At 46.9% G+C, this 20,713-nt stretch carries 19 protein-coding genes; 12 read left to right on the top strand and 7 right to left on the bottom strand.

The genetic code is table 11. The features are described 5' to 3' along the window. The first annotated feature begins 151 nt into the window (after window positions 1–151). From RIC07_RS08580 to RIC07_RS08565, 4 genes are all read left to right on the top strand, one after another. Entirely contained in the window at window positions 152–433 is a 282-nt protein-coding gene (locus RIC07_RS08580; protein ID WP_446394149.1) for a UPF0175 family protein, read from the top strand. Next, window positions 433–690, top strand: a complete 258-nt coding sequence (locus RIC07_RS08575) for a hypothetical protein (RefSeq protein WP_446394148.1) — start codon at window positions 433–435, stop codon at window positions 688–690. The genes RIC07_RS08580 and RIC07_RS08575 overlap by 1 nt, the downstream gene beginning before the upstream one ends. Further along, the gene (locus RIC07_RS08570; protein WP_446394147.1) at window positions 614–1,921 is read left to right on the top strand and encodes a tetratricopeptide repeat protein; all 1,308 of its coding nucleotides are present in this window, start codon (window positions 614–616) and stop codon (window positions 1,919–1,921) included. Before RIC07_RS08575 ends, RIC07_RS08570 begins: the two co-directional genes overlap by 77 nt. Before the next feature lie 201 nt (window positions 1,922–2,122). Next, the gene (locus RIC07_RS08565) at window positions 2,123–4,051 is read left to right on the top strand and encodes a CHASE2 domain-containing protein (protein ID WP_446394146.1); all 1,929 of its coding nucleotides are present in this window, start codon (window positions 2,123–2,125) and stop codon (window positions 4,049–4,051) included. A gap of 164 nt (window positions 4,052–4,215) precedes the next feature. On the opposite strand, the gene RIC07_RS08560 is transcribed toward RIC07_RS08565, so the two are convergent. The 4 genes from RIC07_RS08560 to RIC07_RS08545 all read right to left on the bottom strand — a co-directional run bounded on the left by RIC07_RS08560 (window position 4,216) and on the right by RIC07_RS08545 (window position 10,335). Then, the gene (locus RIC07_RS08560) at window positions 4,216–4,617 is read right to left on the bottom strand and encodes a hypothetical protein (RefSeq protein ID WP_446394145.1); all 402 of its coding nucleotides are present in this window, start codon (window positions 4,615–4,617) and stop codon (window positions 4,216–4,218) included. 560 nt (window positions 4,618–5,177) lie between these two features. Further along, on the bottom strand, window positions 5,178–5,819 hold the full coding sequence (locus tag RIC07_RS08555) for a flavin prenyltransferase UbiX (protein WP_446383066.1): 642 nt from the start codon (window positions 5,817–5,819) through the stop codon (window positions 5,178–5,180). A gap of 638 nt (window positions 5,820–6,457) precedes the next feature. After that, on the bottom strand, window positions 6,458–9,217 hold the full coding sequence (locus tag RIC07_RS08550; RefSeq protein ID WP_446394144.1) for an ATP-binding protein: 2,760 nt from the start codon (window positions 9,215–9,217) through the stop codon (window positions 6,458–6,460). After that, the gene (locus RIC07_RS08545) at window positions 9,217–10,335 is read right to left on the bottom strand and encodes an AAA family ATPase (RefSeq protein WP_446394143.1); all 1,119 of its coding nucleotides are present in this window, start codon (window positions 10,333–10,335) and stop codon (window positions 9,217–9,219) included. Before RIC07_RS08545 ends, RIC07_RS08550 begins: the two co-directional genes overlap by 1 nt. A gap of 513 nt (window positions 10,336–10,848) precedes the next feature. Here RIC07_RS08545 and RIC07_RS08540 point away from each other — a divergent pair. The 4 genes from RIC07_RS08540 to RIC07_RS08525 all read left to right on the top strand — a co-directional run bounded on the left by RIC07_RS08540 (window position 10,849) and on the right by RIC07_RS08525 (window position 13,167). Continuing rightward, window positions 10,849–11,055: a hypothetical protein gene (locus RIC07_RS08540; protein ID WP_446394142.1), complete on the top strand. Its 207-nt coding sequence runs from the start codon at window positions 10,849–10,851 to the stop codon at window positions 11,053–11,055. Window positions 11,056–11,124: 69 nt separating this feature from the next. Beyond that, a complete protein-coding gene (pheS, locus tag RIC07_RS08535; RefSeq protein ID WP_446383056.1) occupies window positions 11,125–12,129 on the top strand; it encodes a phenylalanine--tRNA ligase subunit alpha in 1,005 nt (334 codons plus the stop codon). 56 nt (window positions 12,130–12,185) lie between these two features. Beyond that, entirely contained in the window at window positions 12,186–13,010 is an 825-nt protein-coding gene (locus RIC07_RS08530) for an oxidoreductase (protein ID WP_446394141.1), read from the top strand. Next, window positions 12,997–13,167 (top strand): hypothetical protein, encoded by a 171-nt coding sequence (locus RIC07_RS08525; protein WP_446394155.1) that lies wholly within the window; start codon window positions 12,997–12,999, stop codon window positions 13,165–13,167. The genes RIC07_RS08530 and RIC07_RS08525 overlap by 14 nt, the downstream gene beginning before the upstream one ends. Before the next feature lie 235 nt (window positions 13,168–13,402). On the opposite strand, the gene RIC07_RS08520 is transcribed toward RIC07_RS08525, so the two are convergent. Further along, window positions 13,403–14,140: a 2-phosphosulfolactate phosphatase family protein gene (locus tag RIC07_RS08520; protein WP_446394140.1), complete on the bottom strand. Its 738-nt coding sequence runs from the start codon at window positions 14,138–14,140 to the stop codon at window positions 13,403–13,405. A 113-nt stretch (window positions 14,141–14,253) separates the two neighbouring features. Between RIC07_RS08520 and RIC07_RS08515 the strand changes: the two genes are divergently transcribed. The 4 genes from RIC07_RS08515 to RIC07_RS08500 all read left to right on the top strand — a co-directional run bounded on the left by RIC07_RS08515 (window position 14,254) and on the right by RIC07_RS08500 (window position 18,644). Further along, a complete protein-coding gene (locus tag RIC07_RS08515; protein WP_446383050.1) occupies window positions 14,254–14,919 on the top strand; it encodes an L-threonylcarbamoyladenylate synthase in 666 nt (221 codons plus the stop codon). 427 nt (window positions 14,920–15,346) lie between these two features. Beyond that, window positions 15,347–16,603 (top strand): HetZ-related protein, encoded by a 1,257-nt coding sequence (locus tag RIC07_RS08510; protein WP_446394139.1) that lies wholly within the window; start codon window positions 15,347–15,349, stop codon window positions 16,601–16,603. A 396-nt stretch (window positions 16,604–16,999) separates the two neighbouring features. Then, window positions 17,000–17,707: a PHP domain-containing protein gene (locus RIC07_RS08505; RefSeq protein WP_446383046.1), complete on the top strand. Its 708-nt coding sequence runs from the start codon at window positions 17,000–17,002 to the stop codon at window positions 17,705–17,707. 304 nt (window positions 17,708–18,011) lie between these two features. Next, the gene (locus tag RIC07_RS08500; RefSeq protein ID WP_446394138.1) at window positions 18,012–18,644 is read left to right on the top strand and encodes a YqiA/YcfP family alpha/beta fold hydrolase; all 633 of its coding nucleotides are present in this window, start codon (window positions 18,012–18,014) and stop codon (window positions 18,642–18,644) included. A gap of 69 nt (window positions 18,645–18,713) precedes the next feature. Here RIC07_RS08500 and RIC07_RS08495 read toward each other — a convergent pair whose 3' ends face one another. Then, complete coding sequence (locus RIC07_RS08495; RefSeq protein WP_446394137.1) at window positions 18,714–19,166, bottom strand: PPC domain-containing protein; 453 nt, start codon at window positions 19,164–19,166, stop codon at window positions 18,714–18,716. A 591-nt stretch (window positions 19,167–19,757) separates the two neighbouring features. Then, the gene (gene prmA / locus RIC07_RS08490) at window positions 19,758–20,648 is read right to left on the bottom strand and encodes a 50S ribosomal protein L11 methyltransferase (protein WP_446394136.1); all 891 of its coding nucleotides are present in this window, start codon (window positions 20,646–20,648) and stop codon (window positions 19,758–19,760) included. Between the last annotated feature and the right edge of the window lie 65 nt (window positions 20,649–20,713).

Genomic DNA, 20,713 nt, shown 5'->3' with positions numbered 1-20,713 from the left:
CCTCATCTGTCTATAGGCGATCGCTCCGAGTTTGTTTGTAGTAGGCGCTTTAGCGCCATGAGAGGACTAAAGTCCTCACTACTGACGGCTTGTCGAGTCGAGGATTCCATGTTGTCGCCTAAGCCAAACCTGAAAAACTGGAGGATGTTCTGTGCAAATTACCATCCATCTACCTGATGAAATTGTCAACACAATCCAGGAGAAGTGGAATAACGTTTCTGGAAAAGTCGTGGAGTGTTTAGCCATTGAAGCTTACCGTCAGGGAGTGATTACTTCGGCGCAAGTGGGCAGAATGCTCAACCTCTCTTCGCGTTATGAGGTGGATAGTTTTCTCAAGCAAGCAGGAGCCTATTTACATTATGATGAAACTGATTTTGAGCAGGATTTGTTAACGATGGAAAAACTAATGACTCAGGAGACACCAGAAAGTTAATGGCAGTTGTATCAGATACTTCACGAACAAATACAGGTATTTTTATTGCCTATTGCCTATTGCCTATTGCCTTTTTGCCCCATTGCTGTGTTAACGACTCAAATGGAAACGCGATCGCTAATGAGGTTATCATGATTGACAAGATAATCGGCGATCGCATAAACGAGTTGGACGTGGGCAATGGAGCAGGAATTTTACGAGCGCGGGCGCGAGAAGGCGCAACAAGGCGATTTAGAGGGAGCGATTCAGGAGTTTGAGCAAGCGTTGCGGATTAATCCAGAATTTGCCGATGCTTACTACAGACAAGGATTGGCTCATTTTGATTTAGGGGATTGCCAAGGTGCGATCGCGGATTATTCCCAGGCGCTACAGGTGAATCCTGAACATCTGGATAGTTATTTGGGGCGCAGTTTGGCTCAATTGGCGCAGGGAGAGGCTCAAGCTTCCCTGGAGGATGCTCAACAGGTTCTCCAGATTGATGGGAATCACGGGGCGGCGTATAAACTGCAAGGGACAGCCTACCGTCGGTTGGGGAAAACCAAAGAGGCGATCGCATCCTTTAAACAAGCTGCCAAACTGTATCTGGATCAGAAGGATAAAGACAATTGCCAGAGTTGCCTAGAGAGTATCAAGCAAATTCAGGCATCGCAAATCCAGGCGGCGAGTGCGGCGGAGACGCAGAAGTATCTGACTCAAGTTATCAACAAGCTACAACGGGGAAAGCATCAGGAAGCCTTAGAGGATTGCCAGTGGCTGCTGCACGTTGCACCCAATGATGCTAGAGCCTATTGTTATCGGGGAATTATTCGCAGCAAATTGGGGAATTTAAGAGGAGCGATGGAAGATTTAGGTCGAGCCATGCAGCTTGATCCCAATGATATCCAAGTGCGTCACTATCGGGGACGGGTTCGCATTGAATTGGGGGACTATCGGGGTGCGATCGCGGATTTTACCCAGTTACTTGAGTTACAACCCGACAATTCCCAATATTATGTTTGTCGAGGTCAAGCTTACTCGAAACTGGGCGACTATCGCCAAGGAATTGAGGACTATTCGCGAGGGTTAACGATTCAGCCCAATGATCCGCAAATTTATTATCATCGGGCGGCGGCGCGGGCTGATTTTCAAGATTATCAAGGCGCGGCGGATGATTATCAACAAGCGGCGAATCTGTATTTTGAGAAACAGGATTGGCAGAAGTATCATCAGGCATTAAATCAGCAGAAGCAGCAAGTGGCAAAAGCTGAAGCTGAGATCAAAAAACGCTCGGCTAAACTGAATCGGAAAGACATCTTTATCAATCAAGAACGACAAATTCGGTCGAATGCGCGAGTGGATCGAGAGTTACAACAACGACTCCTGCGGATGGTGGGGGGATATTGGGATGTTGCTGCGCGTTTGATTGAAATAGCCAAGAAAAAAAATCCAGGGATGCCAGAGAATTGGTACTTGCAAAAGGTAATCGATGATTTAGAGCGCGATCGCTAAATTCCATGTCTCCACAAAATCCGTGTTCATCGGTAAGCATTAGACTCGCTTGAGGCACTAAAGTGCCTACTACAAACTGTGGCATAATGCGGTAAGGGCTTTGCTGCCACAGTTAGTTGGACAACGTGAAGGCATCTTCGGGTTTGAGTAATATCTCCATCGCTGTCCAGCGGCTTCCGAGAAGCTTAGAGATTTAGTCCTATGATTTTTCGCATCCCTCGAACGGTTAGTACGGCGTTACCCGATTTGGCAAATCTGCGAGTCGTGGGCGTTTCGACCATTGCTGTGATCATTACCCTTCTGGGCGTGCGACACTTGGGTGGACTAGAACCGCTAGAACTGGCGGCGTATGACCAGTTTGTCCGCCTGCGACCTCTGGAAACGGAACCTGATCCTCGGATTTTGGTTGTCGCGATTACAGAACAAGACCTAGAAAATCAAAATCGGTGGCCCATCTCAGATCAGGTTTTAGCACAAGTATTACGCCAACTGCAAGCCGCTGAACCCGCCGTTATTGGTCTAGATTTGTATCGCAATCTTCCTGTGGAACCGGGTCATCAGCAGTTAGTGGAACAACTGCAACAACCGAATTTAATTGCGATTCAGAATATTGATATCCGCGCCGGAACCCCACCACCACCAGACGTATCGCCAGAACGTATTGGTTTTAATGATATACCCCTTGACCCGGATGATGTGGTTCGTCGCAATTTGTATTTGGCGGAGAATGAAAGCGGCGTACTTTTCTCATTTTCCATGCTTTTGGCACTTGCCTATCTAGAGCCCCGTGGGATTGAACTGGAAGCCAGTCCTGATAATCCAGATATTCCCCAACTTGGTGAGGCGGTGTTGTCACCCTTAACGGAAGATGCAGGAGGATATCAAAAGGGAGATGTTGGCGGGTTCCAAGTCTTACTTAATTATCGCTCTCCTTATCAGGTAGCGCGACAAGTCTCCTTGACCGATGTTTTAGATGGAACAGTTGATCCGAGTTGGGTGGAGGACAAAATTGTGATTATTGGTTCCACTGCACCCAGTCTCAAAGACTTATTCGCCACACCCTTTAGTCCCGCCTTGGAAAAAAATGCGAAAATACCTGGGGTTTTAATGCAGGCTCAAATGGTTAGCCAATTCCTGGATGCGGCGACGGGTAAGCGTCCTTTATTCTGGTTTTGGTCAGAACAGGCGGAAATCCTGTGGATTATTGGTTGGATTGCGATCGGGGGGATATTGGGGCGGGTGACGTATCATCCCCTGGCGTTAATTATTGGGGTGACGGGTAGTTTGGGGGTGTTATCGAGTGTTTGTTTTTACCTATTGACCCAAGGTGGCTGGGTTCCGTTTGCTGCGCCAGCATTCGGATTTGGGTTAACGGTGGCGATTTTTGTCACCCATCGGTCTTATGAAGCCCATCAACAGCAACGCATTGTAATGAAGCTGTTGGGACAGAATACCTCACCTGAAGTTGCTCAAGCCCTTTGGCAAGGTCGCGATCGCTTGCTAAAATCTGGTAAGTTACCGGGCATTCGCCTCACCGCCACGATGTTTTTTGCCGATATTAAAGATTTCAGTACCATATCGGAAAAGATGACCCCGGAGGCGTTGTTGGAATGGTTAAATGAAATTCTGGGAGTGGTGACTCGTGAAGTCCTCCAGCGTCAGGGGATTGTGAATAAGTTTACCGGGGATGGGGTGATGGTGGCGTTTGGTGTCCCCATGTCACGTTTGCACAGAACCGAAGTCGCCGAAGATGCGAAAGCGGCGGTAGACTGTGCATTAGCAATTAGCGATCGCCTGGAGTCGATGAACCGAGATTGGCGACGCCGAGGTTTACCTGTGATTCAAATGCGGATTGGTATTTTTACCGGTCCAGTTGTGGTGGGTAGTTTAGGCGGCAAAGACCGCTTAGAATATGGCGTAATTGGCGATAGTGTTAATATTGCGTCCCGGCTAGAGAGTTGTGAGAAACAGCGTCAACCGACTCCCTGTCGGATTCTCATTGGTCAACAAACGCTAGATCAACTCCAAGGGGAATTTGAGGTTGAATCCTGGGGACCTTTAGCCTTGAAAGGAAAACAGCAAACGGTGAATGTTTATCGCGTTTTGGCACGAACCACGGTATCAGAGTAGAATGGCACTGAAATAAGCATTTTGACATCGCCGAAACCCTTAATATACCGTAGGTTGGGTTTCGACTTCGCTCAACCCACCAGCCTTAAGTTAGAGAGTAGGAGTGCAGAGTATACAAGTTAACGTATCTCTCTTTTCTCAGATGGGTAAAACCTTAGAGACAACTACAAATCATAAGATTTTAAGTAGACAACTGGCTGAGAACCTGAAACATCGACCATCACTTCACTAGCCCAGTCTGAGGTATTCAGGAATCCGCCAATAACGTCTTTTGCCTCGTCTGGGTTCCACCAAGAAACATCCCTCAACTCTTGTGAACTAAAGGGACGAAATCCTTCTTTTAAGGGTTCAGTATACCCAGCACAGGTCAAAAAACTATCCAAATCACTTTGATCGAGAGTAAACCGCAGGACAATCAACGAGTCAATACCGGACTCGGTATGCACTTCGATCTCCTTACTGCTTGGAGGTAACTGAATTCGAGCGAGTTGTTCAATTTGCTGTCGATTCAAATTTTTCTCCTGACGTTGTGGAGCCTGACCACAGCTAAACATGAGCAGACTCATTAATATCAACCTGACAACAGATGTGGCTAATTTCATCGGTGGGTACGGTTGGGGGTGTCGCGCAACTCTCGATCCTGACGGCTAATCCTGCTCATTCTTTTCGCTAAGTTAGGTAAGTTCTGAATTCAATGATCCCTCGCTTCCACTTTCTTTTTCCATTAATGTAACTCTAGTCTGCATTATTTCTATATTCTCTTCAAAGTTTAGATCTGAATTAAATTAAACGCAATCAATTATATACCTAGCTAATTCCAAATTCAGCTTAACTACCGCCGTTACAATTCAGTCCGCGTAGGCGGACTTTGTTTGTGTAGCAGCGATTTTAATCGCCGTGACTGGGTTAGGGCGGGTTTTGTTACATCTAAGTAGGTTGGTGGAAATAAACTTAACTAGATTAAGTTATGTAAACAAGCCTCAAACCCTTACTGTTCCCTGTTCCCTGTTCCCTGTTCCCTAATCTCCACTGCTAACTTTAATTGTGTCCACCTACTTAGGTGAGTAAGAAACGATAATTTTGAAACCCGCCCCTACAAACCAGATTTCCTGAACCAAGGGAAGGGTCAAAGCTTTTCTCGAAAACCGCCTTGCCATCGCGTTAAAGGAACACAATCAATATTGAGTTGGTCAAAGGTTCGCGCCACAACAAAATCCACTAAATCTTCAATCGTTTGAGGATTGTGATACCAGGCGGGAATGGCTGGCACAATCTTTACTCCCGCTTCAGCTAGAGTGGTGAGGTTGCGTAGGTGAATTAAGCTAAATGGTGTTTCACGGGGTACAATGATCAGTTGACGCCCTTCTTTTAACTGCACATCGGCTGACCGTTCTAATAAATCTGAACTCAAACCGTTAGCAATTTTTGCCACCGTACTCATACTACAGGGAATAATCACCATTCCCAACGTCCGGAACGAACCACTGGCAATGGTTGCACCCACATCCCCCCAGCGATGACAAATCAGCTTACCTTTGGTGGGTACACCTGCTTGCTGACGCCAGAATTGTGTCTGTTGTTCGGGTTCTGGAGGCATACGGGTGTTTTGTTCCGCTTGCCAAACCATATAGGCTGATTTTGATGCTACGAGTTCGATGGTATAGTCGGCTTCTAAGAGAAACTTCACGGCACGTACTGCATAGATTAAGCCAGAGGCACCAGTAATACCGAGGATTAAGGGGAACGTTTGGGGATTGGTTGAAGACACGCGATTTTAACGGAAGATGGTTGTCAGTCTTTACCAGTGTAGAGGCGTAGCAGGCTAAGTTTCTACATCAAATAGAATCATTTTGTCGCAAATGTTCCTATTCGGAATTTTAGCCTAAGCCCTGAACTAAAGTTCGGGCTAAAAGCTAAAACCCGTTAAAACGGGTTCAAATACTCAGTAAGCTTTAGCTTACTTTAGCTTTCAGCCGGAAATTTATTTCCAGGCGTCCAATTTGGCGACTTAGGTGTCAACTTAAGCTACAACCTCCTCACCCCCAGCCCCTCTCGCACCATGGGAGAGGGGAGCAATAAATACAAGAAAGAAAGGGTGTTTTTTTCCCTGATACTAGAAGCGGTTTTATGTGATGATTCCCCTTCTCCTATGCAAAAAAAGCGAAGCATCCTCTGTCCTCCCCCCTCTTGTCAGGGGGAACGAGGGGGGTGGGAGAAGGGGTTAGGGGATGAGGGTGGAAAGCTTGCCAGTTGTGCCTTTCACCTTAAGTTTATACCAATGCACGTCAGTGCGCCCCTACGGTTTCTTGGCGTAAGGTTAATTGATAAAAGTCGGTATGTCACGCCACTACAATTCGGTAAAAAATTGATTCAACGAAGGACAAATGACAAATGACAAATGACAATCTAGTGATTTAACATCCAGCGCCGGAAAAGTTCGACAATAATCTGCCAATAATCACCCTGTTGCTGAATCACATCATGGCGTATTAATGTCTCCAACGCTTCCTCTAATTGTTCCTCCTCTAGGGGCGCAAGTCCTGATTCTCTGAATGATTCTGCTAATTTTATCCTTAATTGTTCAATCGTTAACCCATCCGGGTGAGGCGCTAACATCTTGAGGATTTCCTGTTGACCCGACACCCCTCGCGCCGCTTGACCCCAAACCCCATCAAAATAATACCGTCCCCGCTGATAAAATGCGGGGTCATTAATCACCCCTTCCACATCCTCTACCGTAAAAACTGGATCACGAGAATGTCCCTGTTCAAACACAAAATCATTGTAACGGCGCACCAGTTGGAATCCCACCAGTTGAACTAAATAAGGTTGACCTGCGGTGAGACGATAGATTAAGTCAAGGGCGTCTGGGGTGTAATCCAGGGGAAAATCAACCGCTTCATTATCCGGGACATTTGAAACAGTCGCATCTGGATTTTCCAGGCTGGGATTGGCTAAAATTTGGCGCGTTGCAGCAGGTTCTAAGAAACCAACGTGAATCGGAAGAACGCTGGCAAAAAAGGGTTGGAAATAATCGGCGGTCATTTCTTCTAAGGTGTGCAATCCAGCAAAAGCAAAGGCGACTTTAGAATTCATTTGCACCAATCCCCGCAGATAGCCAATAAAATCATTAGGGATTTTTCCGGCTTCAATGAGTTCCTCGATTTTCTCGAATTCATCTAGGGCAATAATTAACCCCTGTAGAGATGTTTCCCGTAATATCTCAACCACCTGTTTAAAATAACGTTCAAACGTCCGATAAGGAAGATTTAGCAAAGCATCATCATCGGGAGGGGGACAACCGATAGCATCAGAAATTGCATCACTTATCGCCATTAACACTTCCCCGACACCTTGGGGACTGCCTAAACGCAGTAGGTTAATATAAACGACTTTTACCCGTGAACCAGAACAGTTTGCTACATTTAAAAGAATCGAGGTTTTCCCCATCCGGCGATGACCATAGAGAACTACAGACTGGAGTTGTTGACCCATAACCCAAAGTTCTTCTAATTGTCTGAGAATATCGTCTCGTCCAACAAAGCGATTCCCTTCAACCGGGTCACCTACAACATAAGGATTGGTAACGGGTTTAGTGATAGAAATCTGCCCAATTTCAGTCGCAATTTGTAATAAAGCGTCTTGCCAAGTTTGGGCAATATCTTTAATCAGTTCTCGTTCAGCTTCGGGTAGGGTTTCGATATGGTTGAGGATAGTTTCTAGTTCTCCTAAGGCGCGGTTGAGGGCAAAGGAACGGGTGGAACGAGAGACGCTACGCTGAACCACTCGCGCATCTTCCACGACTCGACGGAGGGCGTTTATTGTGTTCCAGGTTAGGGGATGCAGTAGGGGTTCATTAGGGGGACTGGGGGCTTCTAATGTGGCGATTTTGGCGGGTTCTTTGGCTTCGTTGAATGTGGTGAGAATTTGGGCGAGGGTGAAGAGTTCTTCACCATAGAGAAGAGAACGGACAACGGCAAAGGCTTCGGTTGCTTTGGCGGGTTCTTTTTCATGGAGATGCCAAAAACCAGCCGCCGCAGCACGAGCAGGGGTGTCTAATCGAGTATCTGTAATAAAGTTAGCTTGAAGCTGTTGCCGCCAATGACGAGGAAATAAGAAAAAAAACTCTACGGCGTTTGACTTAAACACCGCATTCAGCGAAGCTGAACAAAAACGTAGTAGCTCCCAATCAAAAGGGGTTTCAGCCAGCCGAGAGATACGCCAAATTAGTTGTTCTGATGGGGCTTTAGCCAGTACCAGATTAACGCTTTTTACAACAGGAATAAATTGTAGAGTATATGCCAATAATTGATTGATATTGTGTAAACCCTTTTCCCAATCCTGTTCCAACCAATTCTGTAAGCGCAACCCTAGATAAGGTATGGGAATTAGAGTTATGCGCGGGAATAACCAACTTCTATTCTGAAGATGCCGTAGGTTTAACAGTGAACCAATCAGCCAGTTTTCTGGACGCCAGATTGCCACGCCCAACGCCACGCCCAACGCCACGCCTCCCGCCACGCCTACCGCCACGCTCAACGCCACGCTCAACGCCACGCCCAACGCCACGCTCAACGCCACGCCCAACGCCACGGCTCCCGCCACGCTCAACACCACGGCTCCCGCCACGCCTCCCGCCACGCCCAACGCCACGCCTCCCGCCATGGCTCCCGCCACGGCTCCCGCCACGCTCAACGCCACGCCCAACGCCACGGCTCCCGCCACGCTCAACACCACGCCTCCCGCCACGCCTCCCGCCACGCCCAACGCCACGCCTCCCGCCATGGCTCCCGCCACGCCTCCCGCCACGCCTCCCGCCACGCCCAACGCCACGCCCAACGCCACGTGACTCCAATCAATCTCAAAACCTATCTGCTGAAGCAATCCACAAAAAGCGACAGGAATAACAATAGTCAACATCAACCCTTGAATAAGCAACTGACGCTGAACCAGATTCTGACGCAATAGTTCTAATCCCTTGCGCCAATTCATTTCTTTTGGAGGAATATACCCACCACCAAAGGTATCTACATACCAGCGCAATGCTTGAGGAAAATAAAAAACCCAATATAATAAACGCAGATAATCCAAAGGATTCCATAAAGATAAAGGGCGCTTCAGTTTCGGCGCTAAATCTAATCGGGGAACCGGGCGATGTTGGCTCATTACCCACCCTCCAAATACCGGGAATACATTCGATAACACAACTGCATCAATCGCCGGGGATGACCGCCACTTTCTTCAACTAACTGATTAATTTCAGCTTCAGTAAACTTTATCGAATTCATCGCCAAACGTGTATCAATAAAATCACGGGCGGTTGGTTCATCCCAGGGTTTTATGATTTCTTCTTGACAAACTCCTGCCAGAGGCGAAGTTTTGCCATTATCCCAACTATCATTAAACAGTTTATCTAAAGATTCATTCGCCGCTAAAACCAGCTTCAGTGGTGCTTGACTCCCCTCAGCCAAACCGCGTAGATAATCCCGCACACCGCGATTAAAGCCATCCCACGTCATTTTTCCCACATTATCTAAAGCCAGCAGAACTTGACGCGATTTTAAATGGCGACTCAGCCTTGCTCCCTTGCTTTCCGGGATACCAATCTCATCACATAATGCACCATAGAAATCATCTTCATCTACGACTGTATTTAAGTCGAGAAAGACAGACTGACGCGGCGAATGGAGATAACTGCCCGCCAGTCGGACAATCTGGGAAAGTAAAGAAGATTTACCGACACCCTCTACTCCGATTAAGGCAACACTGCTACCACTATTAAGCACCTCGAATATCTGCCGGATTTCCCGTTCTCGGTTAAAGAAGTCTTGCGGATTATCGATTCTGCCTTGTTGGGGAGTGAAGGGATTGATGATTATATTGTCATTTATAATATCTGAATCATTATCCTCCCCGAAGGACGATAAATTACTCCCCTCTCCTGGTAGGAGAGGGGCAGGGGGAGAGGTCATTCCCAAGGTACTGGCATCGAATTTTAACCCATTATTTTGTTGGGTTGACCCCTCTTTATATCGATATTCTATTTGCTTCCTAAAATTGCGTTTACGAACTCGTATCTCTAAGTATTGAGTAACTTTCTTACATAAATCTGCACCCAGTTTTCTAGTATGTTGCTCACTGAAAAGAATTTTAGCAGCAATATCCCGATACTCTTTTTCATCCCAAATCCCAATAAAAATCGCTTCTTCTGATTCATCCAAAACGGGCTGGGATTTCTCCCTAAGCAGCCTGTTGATGAATTCTAGCGCATCTTTTGAGTCCATTAGTGAGCATTGAGGTTCATTTGCCGATTTTATCAAATCCATCCCCATTCTGCCAGTTTGTAGTTGCGCTTGTAGTTGCGCTTTAGCGCCATCAACGTTTCAACATTGAGAACAAACTGATAAGAGGGCGACCCGAGTCAATTGAGTAGATTGGTGTTGTTTATTGCAAGCGGGTCGCCCCTACAGGACAAACCGACAAGAGGGCGACCCAAGTCAATTGAGTAGATTGGTGTTGTTCATTAATGCAAGCGGGTCGCCCCTACAGGACAAATCCACAAGAGGGCGACCCGATAAAATTGAATGGATGAGTGTTGTTAATTGGTGCAAGCGGGTCGCCCCTACAGGTGGTTAAAGAACAAATGACGAATGACGAATGACAAATGACGCAGAACAAACCAACATTATCCTACATTTACCTACAAAGACTAACGTTCTAAATTTCCCTACTTTTGCCTACCTAAAATACCTATTACCCAAGCCATCATGGTGATATCGATAACCGAGGTAAACACCATGATTAACACCAACCCCCAAACCCAACCCAATCTAGAACCCCAAGCCAACGCCATCGAAGCTGTTACACCGACGCCGTTAATCCAAATCAACCCCACAACCCTCGTCCAGTACGGCGGGATCACCACAGCGGTTATATTAGCGATCGCACTCCTAATTCTGGCGTTAGCGGAATATAATAGGGTCTTCTTTCCCCCTCGCCGTTAGCCGATAACGGTAAACTAAGAAAAGCCTTGGCAAGCATTGCCTCTCTCAAACCTGATCACGACTGAATTCATGACTACTTCGCTCAACGAGCTAGAAACCCAATTAGTCGCCCTCAAACAAGAAGCCACTCCTGCGATCGCAAAAACGGATACGCTGGATCAATTGGAACAATTGCGCGTCAACTACTTGGGGAAAAAAGGACAGTTATCCCAAATCTTGCGCGGGATGGGGAAGCTATCCCCCGACGATAGACCGCGAATTGGGGCGCTGGCTAATGAAGTCAAAGAAGCCCTGCAACAATCCCTAGACAACAAGCGCCAAGAGTTACAAGCTGCCCAAATTCAAGCACAATTAGCCGCCGAAACCCTTGATGTGACCATGCCAGGGGTGTATAAACCTCAAGGTCGAATTCATCCCCTCAATAGCATTATCGACCAAGTTCTGGATATTTTTGTCGGTTTGGGGTACACCGTCGCCACCGGACCGGAAATGGAGACCGATTATTATAATTTTGAGGCATTAAATACCCCCCAAGACCATCCGGCGCGGGATATGCAGGATACCTTTTATCTCCCCGATGGGAACCTGCTGCGAACTCATACCTCCTCGGTGCAAATTCGCTACATGGAAAATAACGAACCCCCCATCCGAATTATTGCCCCAGGGCGGGTTTATCGCCGGGATACCGTTGATGCGACACATTCGGCTGTTTTCCATCAAATTGAAATTTTAGCCGTTGATGAGGACATCACATTTGGGGATCTCAAAGGGACATTAAAAGTCTTCTTCCAAGAATTATTTGGTGAAGATGTCGATGTTCGCTTACGCGCCAGTTATTTCCCATTCACAGAACCCTCGGCGGAAGTTGATGTCAAATGGAGAGGGAAATGGTTAGAGATGGGCGGCTGTGGAATGGTTGATCCCAATGTGCTGAAAACCGTTGGTTATGATCCAGAAGTTTATACTGGGTTTGCGGCGGGGTTTGGCGCGGAACGTTTTGCTCTAGTTATGCACCAAATTGATGATATCCGCCGTTTGTATACCAGTGATTTACGCTTTTTGCAACAGTTTTAAGGGATCATTGGTCATTGGTCATTTGTCCTTTGTCGTTCCTAAAATAGGAGTCTCCTATGTCTAGCAATTCAAAGAAAAAAGTTGCCATGATCACAGGTGCTTCCTCTGGGATCGGTAAAGCGATCGTGCAGCAACTTCTAAAAGAGGGTTGGATCGTCTATGGTGGGGCGCGGCGAGTGGAAAAAATGGCAGATATTAAAGCAATGGGAGCCAAAGTTCTGTCTCTTGATGTGACCGATGATGCCAGTATGACAACGGCTGTGCAAACCCTGCTTTCGGCTGAAGGGCAGATTGATGCATTAGTGAATAATGCGGGGTATGGTTCCTACGGGGCGCTGGAAGATGTGCCACTCCAAGAAGCAAAGCGACAGTTTGATGTGAATGTGTTTGGCTTAATCCGGCTGACGCAATTGGTTCTACCATCGATGCGAATGGCAAAATCCGGCACCATCGTGAATATCAGTTCCATGGGCGGGCGGATTTGGATGCCCATCGGTGGTTGGTATCATGCCACCAAACACGCGGTTGAGGTATTATCGGATGCCTTACGCATGGAAACCGAACCCTTTGGCATCCGCGTGGTGGTGGTGCAACCGGGGGCGATTGAAAGTGAATGGTCAAGTATTGCGGCTCAGACGTTACGGGAGAACTCTCAGGGATCAGCGTACCAGGGAACGGTTGAACCCATGGCAAAGGTGTTAGAGGATTACCAAAATGCCTCAAGTCCTAATGTGGTTGCTAAAGCCGTGTCCAAGGCGGTGAATAGTCGCAATCCCAAGCGGCGGTATGCTACACCGATGGATGCGAAACTCTATATATTTTTACATTGGTTGCTACCAGATTGGGCGTGGGAGCGGTTGATTGCTAGTGCGATTCAGTAGAAAGCTGGGGGAGATAGGGGAGATGGGGAAGATAGGGAAGATAGGGAAGATAGGGAAGATAGGGAAGATAGGGAAGATAGGGAAGATAGGGAAGATAGGGAAGATAGGGAAGATAGGGAAGATAGGGAAGATAGGGAAGAATGGAAGTGAGTATTGAATGTGTAGGGGCGGGTTTCATGATTAATTATTGTTGCTGAACTTACCCTGATGCGAATAAACCCGCCCTGACCGAGTGTTGACGTTTCGATTAACTTCCCTATCTAGGCTGTCATGCATTTAAATTGGCTATTAGTGGCGAGCAAGATGCTAGCACTACAAGGATTTCACCATTTTTAACATTAAGGTTTAAATGCCGAACAGCTTACCCTCTGACCTTTGCCTTGTTTCTACACTCAGGATTTTCTGACTAAAACTCCGGGTTCTTTCTGAATCGGTAAAACGTCTAAACTATCCGCTTGGGCGCAATACTTTAAATCCTCATGACCGTTTAGCCGCAGTAGACGTTGACCATGACTGGCATGGTGAAACATTTCTAACATCTTGTCTTTCCACTGAGTATAAAGGGCAAGAGCGCCAACGACTTCATCATTACCCGCGATATCACTAAGGGAGTGATTGGTTTGAGAGATCAGGCTATCCGCGATCGCACCCGCACAAGCGGTATCTTCAAGGGAGTAGGAACCTTCCCAGCCAGAACCGACTAACCAAACAGTTTCCGGCTTTTGCTCAAGCAGATACTGCACTACCGTCTGACGATTCACCATGGCGGCGGCTAGCACCACAGGAGCGTTCTGGACGCGCTGTAAGGCGCGAGTACCATTTGTGGTTGTAATAAACAAACGGCGTCCCTGAACCCGCTCTGGCGTGCAGTCGAGGGGAGAATTGCCTAAATCACAACCCGCGACTTTTGATCCGCCCCGTTCTCCGGCGCGAAGGCGTTTTTCTGGGAGCCATTTTTCGCTCACTTGCATTAACTGATCAATATCGCTGAAGGCTTGCACTGCTTCAGCACCTGCATGTAAGGCTGTCGCAATCGTGGTTGTAGCTCTTAGCACATCAACCGCGATCGCACAATCTGGCGTCGTATCCGTTGGGGTAAGTTCGGGGGTGTGGTAAATAAATAGCTTCACTGGCTCACTGCACCTGCGTTTTCAAATGCCGACTCCATATTTTACCCACTTAAGGTCGTGGAATTTAGGCTTTTATAAGATCATCTAACCATTGCAATCATTTGGAACGATTTATGGCAACGATTTACACCGTCCATCCGGAAACGCCTCAAATACGCCGAATAGAGAAAATAAGGGACAACCTGCAAGACGGTGCGGTGATGTTATATCCCACAGATACCGTCTATGCCATTGGTTGCGACTTGAATGTCAAATCGGCTGTGGAACGGGTCAGGCGTTTAAAGCAACTCTCGAATGAGAAGCCCTTAACGTTTCTGTGTTCCTCGTTATCAAACATTTCTGAATATGCTTGGGTCAGTGACCCGGCTTACCGGATTATGAAGCGTCTGATTCCTGGACCCTATACCTTTTTGTTACCCGCAACTAAGTTAGTACCTCGGCTAGTGATGAGTCCCAAGCGTAAAACCAGTGGTATCCGAGTTCCGGATCATCCGGTTTGTCAAGCCATACTCGAAGCGCTAGGTAATCCTGTCATTTCCACGTCGGCTCATTTACCTGATGAGATGGGAAATTTCCCCACCGTGGGACTGGAAACCGCCAGACTCTTTGATCAGTTTGAGGGTTTAGTGGACATTATTGTCGATGATGGCTCGAAACCCAGTTTCCAGGTATCCACCATTCTGGATATGACTGGGAATGAACCCACAATCCTGCGGAAAGGATTGGGAGCGGAAGCCGCCATGACGTGGGCTGTACCCGCTAACCAGAGTTGGGAATAGGGTTATAAGGTTTGACCCATCGGTGTAACCCGTTAGAGTCAAACCCAATCCAGTTCGGCTTTCGCTAATCAGCATTCGGACTACAGGAGACAGACCGGGGATTTCGGATGAACGTCCAGAAATAAACCCAGTTTGTGAATTGTCTACTCTCACTCAATATTAAAGCCGTGGAAATACTGACCCCTTGCCAATTGCCTAAATGCAGGTGTAGCAAGGGTTAACAGCCATAAGCATAGTCCCTAAATAGGCGAGGGTGTCTGCCGTGTACTCGTGATCTCTCGTTTAGTGACACACCACTCAACCAAAGACTAGGCGTAACGTTTTACATTCAAATTGTGGACAGCAACAGAGCATTTATTCCGAATAACCACTCGTTCCTCTGCTGATGTCTTGGTAATTCGTAACTGTAGTCTTTAGGGGCAATACCATGAACGTTAAAACTGTTAAATCTATCACTCAACCTTCCCCAAACCACCTAGAGAATCCGGAAGTTTTCGGCACAGACACTCAAAGTTTAATTGATCTGTTGCTAGAGGAAATGCGGTCGGCACTCTATGGTTCCAAAGCTTTAGAAACCAACGGTGGTTTGACTTCTGAGCCCAAACGCCTACCCAGTCGCGCTCAAATCGTGGCAAAACGAATGGTGCAGGAGGTACAACGAATTTGCCGCAAGAGCGATCGCATTCAAACTTCGGGTCAAGTTCGCTCCTGGCAAATTACGTTAATTCGTCACCGCTTACACAAGTGTTTAGGCTACTATAAATTGGGGTCTAAGCAAGGGCGTGTTGAATTGCACAGCACATTAAGTGCCATGGTTTATCGCCATGTTGCCCAGCCTCAATCCCAGTTAAAATTCTCGGCTCGTTATAATCTGATTGAGGACTTTTTACAAGACTTTTATGCTGAGTCCTTAAAAGCATTTCGCCGGGAAAATGAGGTGGATGTAGATTACACGCCTCGCACTCAAATTGAACTGGCGGAGTATATGGCATTTACGGAACAGTATGCCAAGCGGCGCATCACCTTACCGAACCGTTGTAGTCAACAGCTTATCGTCCTGAGAGCGCAAAGCTTTGCCAGACGCCAACCCAATGAAACGGCTCTGGATATTGAGCAAGCGGTGGAATTTGCCAAGGGCGAAGAAGCCCAAGAGTTAAGCCGCTCCCCGGCGATGCAACAAGTACGGGCGCACCTAGTCGCTCAAACCACTGATCCCAGTGAATCAGTATTGCGCGATCGCGTGGTTGGTGAACTGATTAATTATCTTGAGCAACAAGGTCACTCTGACTGCGCGGATTACCTAGTCTTAAAGTTACAAGACCTCGCCGCACCGGAAATCGATGAGATTTTAGGGCTAACCCCCCGCCAACGGGACTACCTGCAACAGCGCTTTAAGTACCATGTCGAAAAATTCTCCCGGTCATCCCACTGGAAACTGGTACACCAATGGCTAGGAGCTGATTTAGACCAAAAATTAGGCATGACCTCTGACCAATGGGACACCTTTTTGGCTACACTTGATCAGCAACAACAGCAACTCCTGTCTCTCAAACAAGCCCACAAGAGCGATGCTGAAATTGCTAAAGCCCTCAAGTGTACACCCAAACAATTACAAAAGCGCTGGACAAAGTTACTAGAATGTGCATGGAAAACGCGCAATTCTGATGGTTCTCTTGCCAAGTAAGGAGTGCAACAGTTGAATGTGGAGGAGGTCGAACGCAAAAACTTGATTCTCTTAGCGTGTCATTTAAACGGTTCAAGTCCAACCGTCCGTTATCCCCCTCTAACTCCTCCGGTTTAGATGGGGGATTCTCCTAGTACAGCCAATGGCAGACGGTTCTTAGCTGGCTACCTCTGGGAGAAGTGGAAAGATTAGTGAACGTTATGCTAACGCGAGAAATTACCAATGGAAAATCAGACCGCTTTACAGGGTTTTTACAGACGATGACTACTAAGTTTTGCTAAGGTAGTGTTAACAATTTGAAATGATTAGGACGTATTTCTGGGCAAGCTTACTGGCTTAAGCAGTTGAGGAGAGCCTCTCATTCATTAGACTCATCTATTAATAATATCAGCAAACATGGTGGTTAAAATGGCTCCAGTTTTAGTATCATCCCCTATAGCAGAACAAGATCAACACGCTCTCCGGCAGGTCTGGCAAACCTTGGGTCCCGATAGTTGTCCTCGTTCCTACAATTTCCATTGTCATACCAAGGCGTCTGATGGTCAGCTTCATCCCAAAACGTTAATTGAACAAGCTGTTTCCATTGGTCTGAAAGGGTTTGCTATCACCGATCATCATACAATCGAGGGCTATCAAATCGCTAAAACCTGTCTAGATTCCCTCCAAGACGCTTTACCCACTCAGGCAATTCCTCACCTCTGGACTGGCGTAGAAATCAACGCTCGCTTATTGAATACGGATGTTCATATCTTGGGCTATGCATTTGATCCCAATCATTTCAGGTTAAAGTCTTATCTCCAAGGCAAAGCCCCCAAACATCAGCAGGCTGAAGCCGCAACTGTCATTGATGTTTTGCATCAGGCAGGTGGATTGGCGGTACTGGCTCATCCATGCCGTTATCGACGTTCAGCCAAGGAACTGATTCCCGCCGCCGCCAATTTGGGCATTGATGGCGTAGAAGCCTATTATGCTTACGCTAACCCGAATCCTTGGCATCCCAGTTCTAGGCAAACTCAGCAAGTGAAACAGTTAAGTGCCACCTATAATTTGTTCAATACTTGTGGTACAGATACCCACGGTTCAAACTTGCTACGGCGTTTGTGATGGCAAATCTCAATCAACCAGTAGGGGCACGACATGTCGTGCCCCTACACTGTATTGGTGCTAAATTCTCAGTGATACATCACCACTAAACTCCAGTCTGCATCATCATCAAGATAAAAATGCTCAAAGTCGTGAGGACTAGAATGTTTTCGGTGTTTATTTTGAGGATAGATTATAAACATATCAAACTTTTCGTTAAGTTTATGAGAAAAAGCAATATAACTTAGTTTTGTTTAACATAAGTACACGTTTTAAAGGTTTCAAAGCGGTATAGGTAAATGAGAAGCCGTAGGGGAAAATAGTTTTGAGGTATATTTACTTACACGGTTTGGCGTCCAGTCCGGGATCAGCAAAAGCGGTTTATTTACGCGATCGCTTTGCGGAGTTGGGAGTTACTCTACTCGTTCCCGATCTGAACCAGGGTGACTTTTCTCATCTGACACTTACCCGTCAGATTCAGCAAATTCAGACGGAGTTTTTGGCAACGCCAACGCCAATCACGTTAATCGGTTCGAGTTTAGGTGGACTTACGGCGGCTTGGTTAGGGGAATATCACACGTTCATCCAGAGGTTGGTTTTGCTAGCGCCAGCCTTTGGATTTCTCTCTCATTGGTTATCTACTCTGGGAGAAGAAACACGGCATCAATGGCAAGTTGAAGGATATCGTCCTATTTATCACTATGGCGAACAGAAAGAACTGCTCCTTTCTTATCAATTTGTGGAAGATATCCGTCAGTATGAACAAACTCACCGATTGAAACGACCCATTCCTACTCTAATTTTGCATGGGCAGCATGATAAGGTGATTCCCATTAATGAAAGCCTCATCTATGCCAAGGAACGGTCTTGGGTGGAGCTTATTCCACTCAATAGTGATCATTCGTTAAGTGACGTAAAAGCCGAAATTTGGCAGTCAATTTTGACATTTTGTCAATAACCTTGTAGAGACGTTGCATGCAACGTCTCTACAATCAGTCGAGGATTTGAACCTCTAGCATTTCATCATTCAAATTGGTCGCAAACGTGTCACCTTCAAGGTAAAAGGACCCCCTCCCGTTTCTCCAAAAGCCCGCACCCGAATAATATAGGTTCCGGTTTCAGTAATCCGGGAAAATAGCAACGAATTCGTCGTACCATCGGGACCATCATCATTTTCGGCAATAGTTGAGCCATCAGAGGCTAAGAGTGTGACAATCGTATCAAAGCTATCTGAAATCAAATCAATAGCCACTTGATCGCCAGCACTCAACTCTATGGTGTAGTCCCGGGCAAACCCTCCCTCACCCGTGGGAATATCTTGGTCAGTGAGGGTATCAGAAACTTGATTACGCTCAGGAATCGGAATCGGATTATACAGTTCATTTTGCGCTCTCACAGCCGCCGCCGTTAAGCCCACTGTCAAAAAGGTTGTAGGAACAAGCAGAGCAACGCTAAAACGAGCGGCAAAGGCATTCATCATCGAAAATTGGGGTTGGTAAGGGGGTGAATGGAAACCCCTATCATTTATGTATGGGGAGGATCTTGCCCCCTTACATAAACAGCAGTCCGACAGGACTTCCTTTGAGAAGCTGTTAGTATCCATTACCCTCGTGTAGACGACTGCATATTTGAATTGAAACCCCTACCGCCTTGGATTTACTTGCCGCGTTCGATGTATTGCATTCACCTTTCGTCTGGGCAATTACAGACTCGTGCTTTCAACCTGTACGCATAAGGGTTATTTTGATTGGGCTTGCGCCCCTCCCGTTTCCGGGGTAACGTTAGCTTCGCATAAGTTATGCCTCGGTACTATCTCCAACACACTGGTTTAACCCTGTAAGCCTGTTTAATGCTGGAGTTGTAGAGCTACAAACTAGCTACGCATTTGTAGGTACGAACTTTAACTCTTGGACATAACGTAGACCGCGTAGGTCTTAGGCTGGTCAGGTATGGGCTTTATTCCAAGCCCCCGCCTTTAGGCGTGGGGTTCCTGACAGAAAATCATTTAGGCTGAACGGGTCAATTATAGGCGTTCTACTGTAGGTATTGATGATGCGGCACTCCTAACCCTCTATCGTCGAATATTAAAACAACACCACTCTTGACGTTTCCAGAGCGTCGCTACTGTCCAGTTATGTTGTTCTAGGGTATCAGCAATAGGTTTAGCCTGATCCAACAATATTCCGCTAATAATTCCCCAACTGTGGGGACTGGCGATCGCACTGATTCCAGGAATCAGGTCAATAATCACTTCTGCCAGGATATTGCAGAGAATACCATCAACCTTTTTCTCCCCCAAAAGATGAGATAATAGCTCAACACTACCTTTCTTCACCACCAAGCGATCGGCACTAATCTGATTCAATTCTCGGTTGCTGCGGGCAGAGCGCACAGCTAGGGGATCAATATCTACCCCCAAGACTTTTTTTGCCCCCAATAACACAGAGGCAATGGATAAAATACCCGATCCACACCCAATATCCGCAATAACGGGGTGGCTATGATCATAACCGATTCGCATTTCCAGGGCTTCTAGGCACAGATGCGTGGTGGGATGGGTTCCCGTACCAAATGCTGCACCCGGATCGAGACGCAACAGCAGGCGCTCTGTTTGTGGGGGTACAGATAACCAAGCCGGGTAAATCAAAAAGCAATCGCCAATTTCTGTGGGTTGCCAATGCTGTTTCCAACTACTCGCCCAGTCTTCTTCATCAATCAAGTGCCACTGGGTTAGGGGAATGGGCAATTCTACCGTCAGCGCATCTTGGCGCAACCACAAGGATAGTGCTGCCAAATCCAACAAATGTGCCTGATTTTGGGGTAAGTGCGCTCGGATCAGTTGAGAATGTCCCTTGCTTTCACACGACATTCCCCGACAGCCGAAATTGTCCAGTCGCCAGAAGATCAAATCCTCCAAGGCTGGATCACCCAAAATTTTAATTTCCCACCAGCTATTTGCCATACGATTTCAGATTTTAGATTTCAGATTTTAGATTGAGGGAGAGTCGTTGGAAACCAACAGAGACC

It is taken from the genome of Coleofasciculus sp. E1-EBD-02, from assembly GCF_040218245.1.
Taxonomy (GTDB): domain Bacteria; phylum Cyanobacteriota; class Cyanobacteriia; order Cyanobacteriales; family Coleofasciculaceae; genus Coleofasciculus.
This window is presented reverse-complemented; position numbering and strand designations above follow the sequence as displayed.

Excerpts from the sequence above, each read along its gene's own strand:
- RIC07_RS08575 (WP_446394148.1), top strand. The coding sequence starts at position 433 with ATGGCAGTTGTATCAGATACTTCACGAACAAATACAGGTATTTTTATT.
- RIC07_RS08570 (WP_446394147.1), top strand. The coding sequence starts at position 614 with ATGGAGCAGGAATTTTACGAGCGCGGGCGCGAGAAGGCGCAACAAGGC.
- RIC07_RS08565 (WP_446394146.1), top strand. The coding sequence starts at position 2,123 with ATGATTTTTCGCATCCCTCGAACGGTTAGTACGGCGTTACCCGATTTG.
- RIC07_RS08560 (WP_446394145.1), bottom strand. The coding sequence starts at position 4,617 with ATGAGTCTGCTCATGTTTAGCTGTGGTCAGGCTCCACAACGTCAGGAG.
- RIC07_RS08550 (WP_446394144.1), bottom strand. The coding sequence starts at position 9,217 with ATGAGCCAACATCGCCCGGTTCCCCGATTAGATTTAGCGCCGAAACTG.
- RIC07_RS08545 (WP_446394143.1), bottom strand. The coding sequence starts at position 10,335 with ATGGACTCAAAAGATGCGCTAGAATTCATCAACAGGCTGCTTAGGGAG.
- RIC07_RS08540 (WP_446394142.1), top strand. The coding sequence starts at position 10,849 with ATGATTAACACCAACCCCCAAACCCAACCCAATCTAGAACCCCAAGCC.
- pheS (WP_446383056.1), top strand. The coding sequence starts at position 11,125 with ATGACTACTTCGCTCAACGAGCTAGAAACCCAATTAGTCGCCCTCAAA.
- RIC07_RS08530 (WP_446394141.1), top strand. The coding sequence starts at position 12,186 with ATGTCTAGCAATTCAAAGAAAAAAGTTGCCATGATCACAGGTGCTTCC.
- RIC07_RS08515 (WP_446383050.1), top strand. The coding sequence starts at position 14,254 with ATGGCAACGATTTACACCGTCCATCCGGAAACGCCTCAAATACGCCGA.
- RIC07_RS08510 (WP_446394139.1), top strand. The coding sequence starts at position 15,347 with ATGAACGTTAAAACTGTTAAATCTATCACTCAACCTTCCCCAAACCAC.
- RIC07_RS08505 (WP_446383046.1), top strand. The coding sequence starts at position 17,000 with ATGGTGGTTAAAATGGCTCCAGTTTTAGTATCATCCCCTATAGCAGAA.
- RIC07_RS08495 (WP_446394137.1), bottom strand. The coding sequence starts at position 19,166 with ATGATGAATGCCTTTGCCGCTCGTTTTAGCGTTGCTCTGCTTGTTCCT.
- prmA (WP_446394136.1), bottom strand. The coding sequence starts at position 20,648 with ATGGCAAATAGCTGGTGGGAAATTAAAATTTTGGGTGATCCAGCCTTG.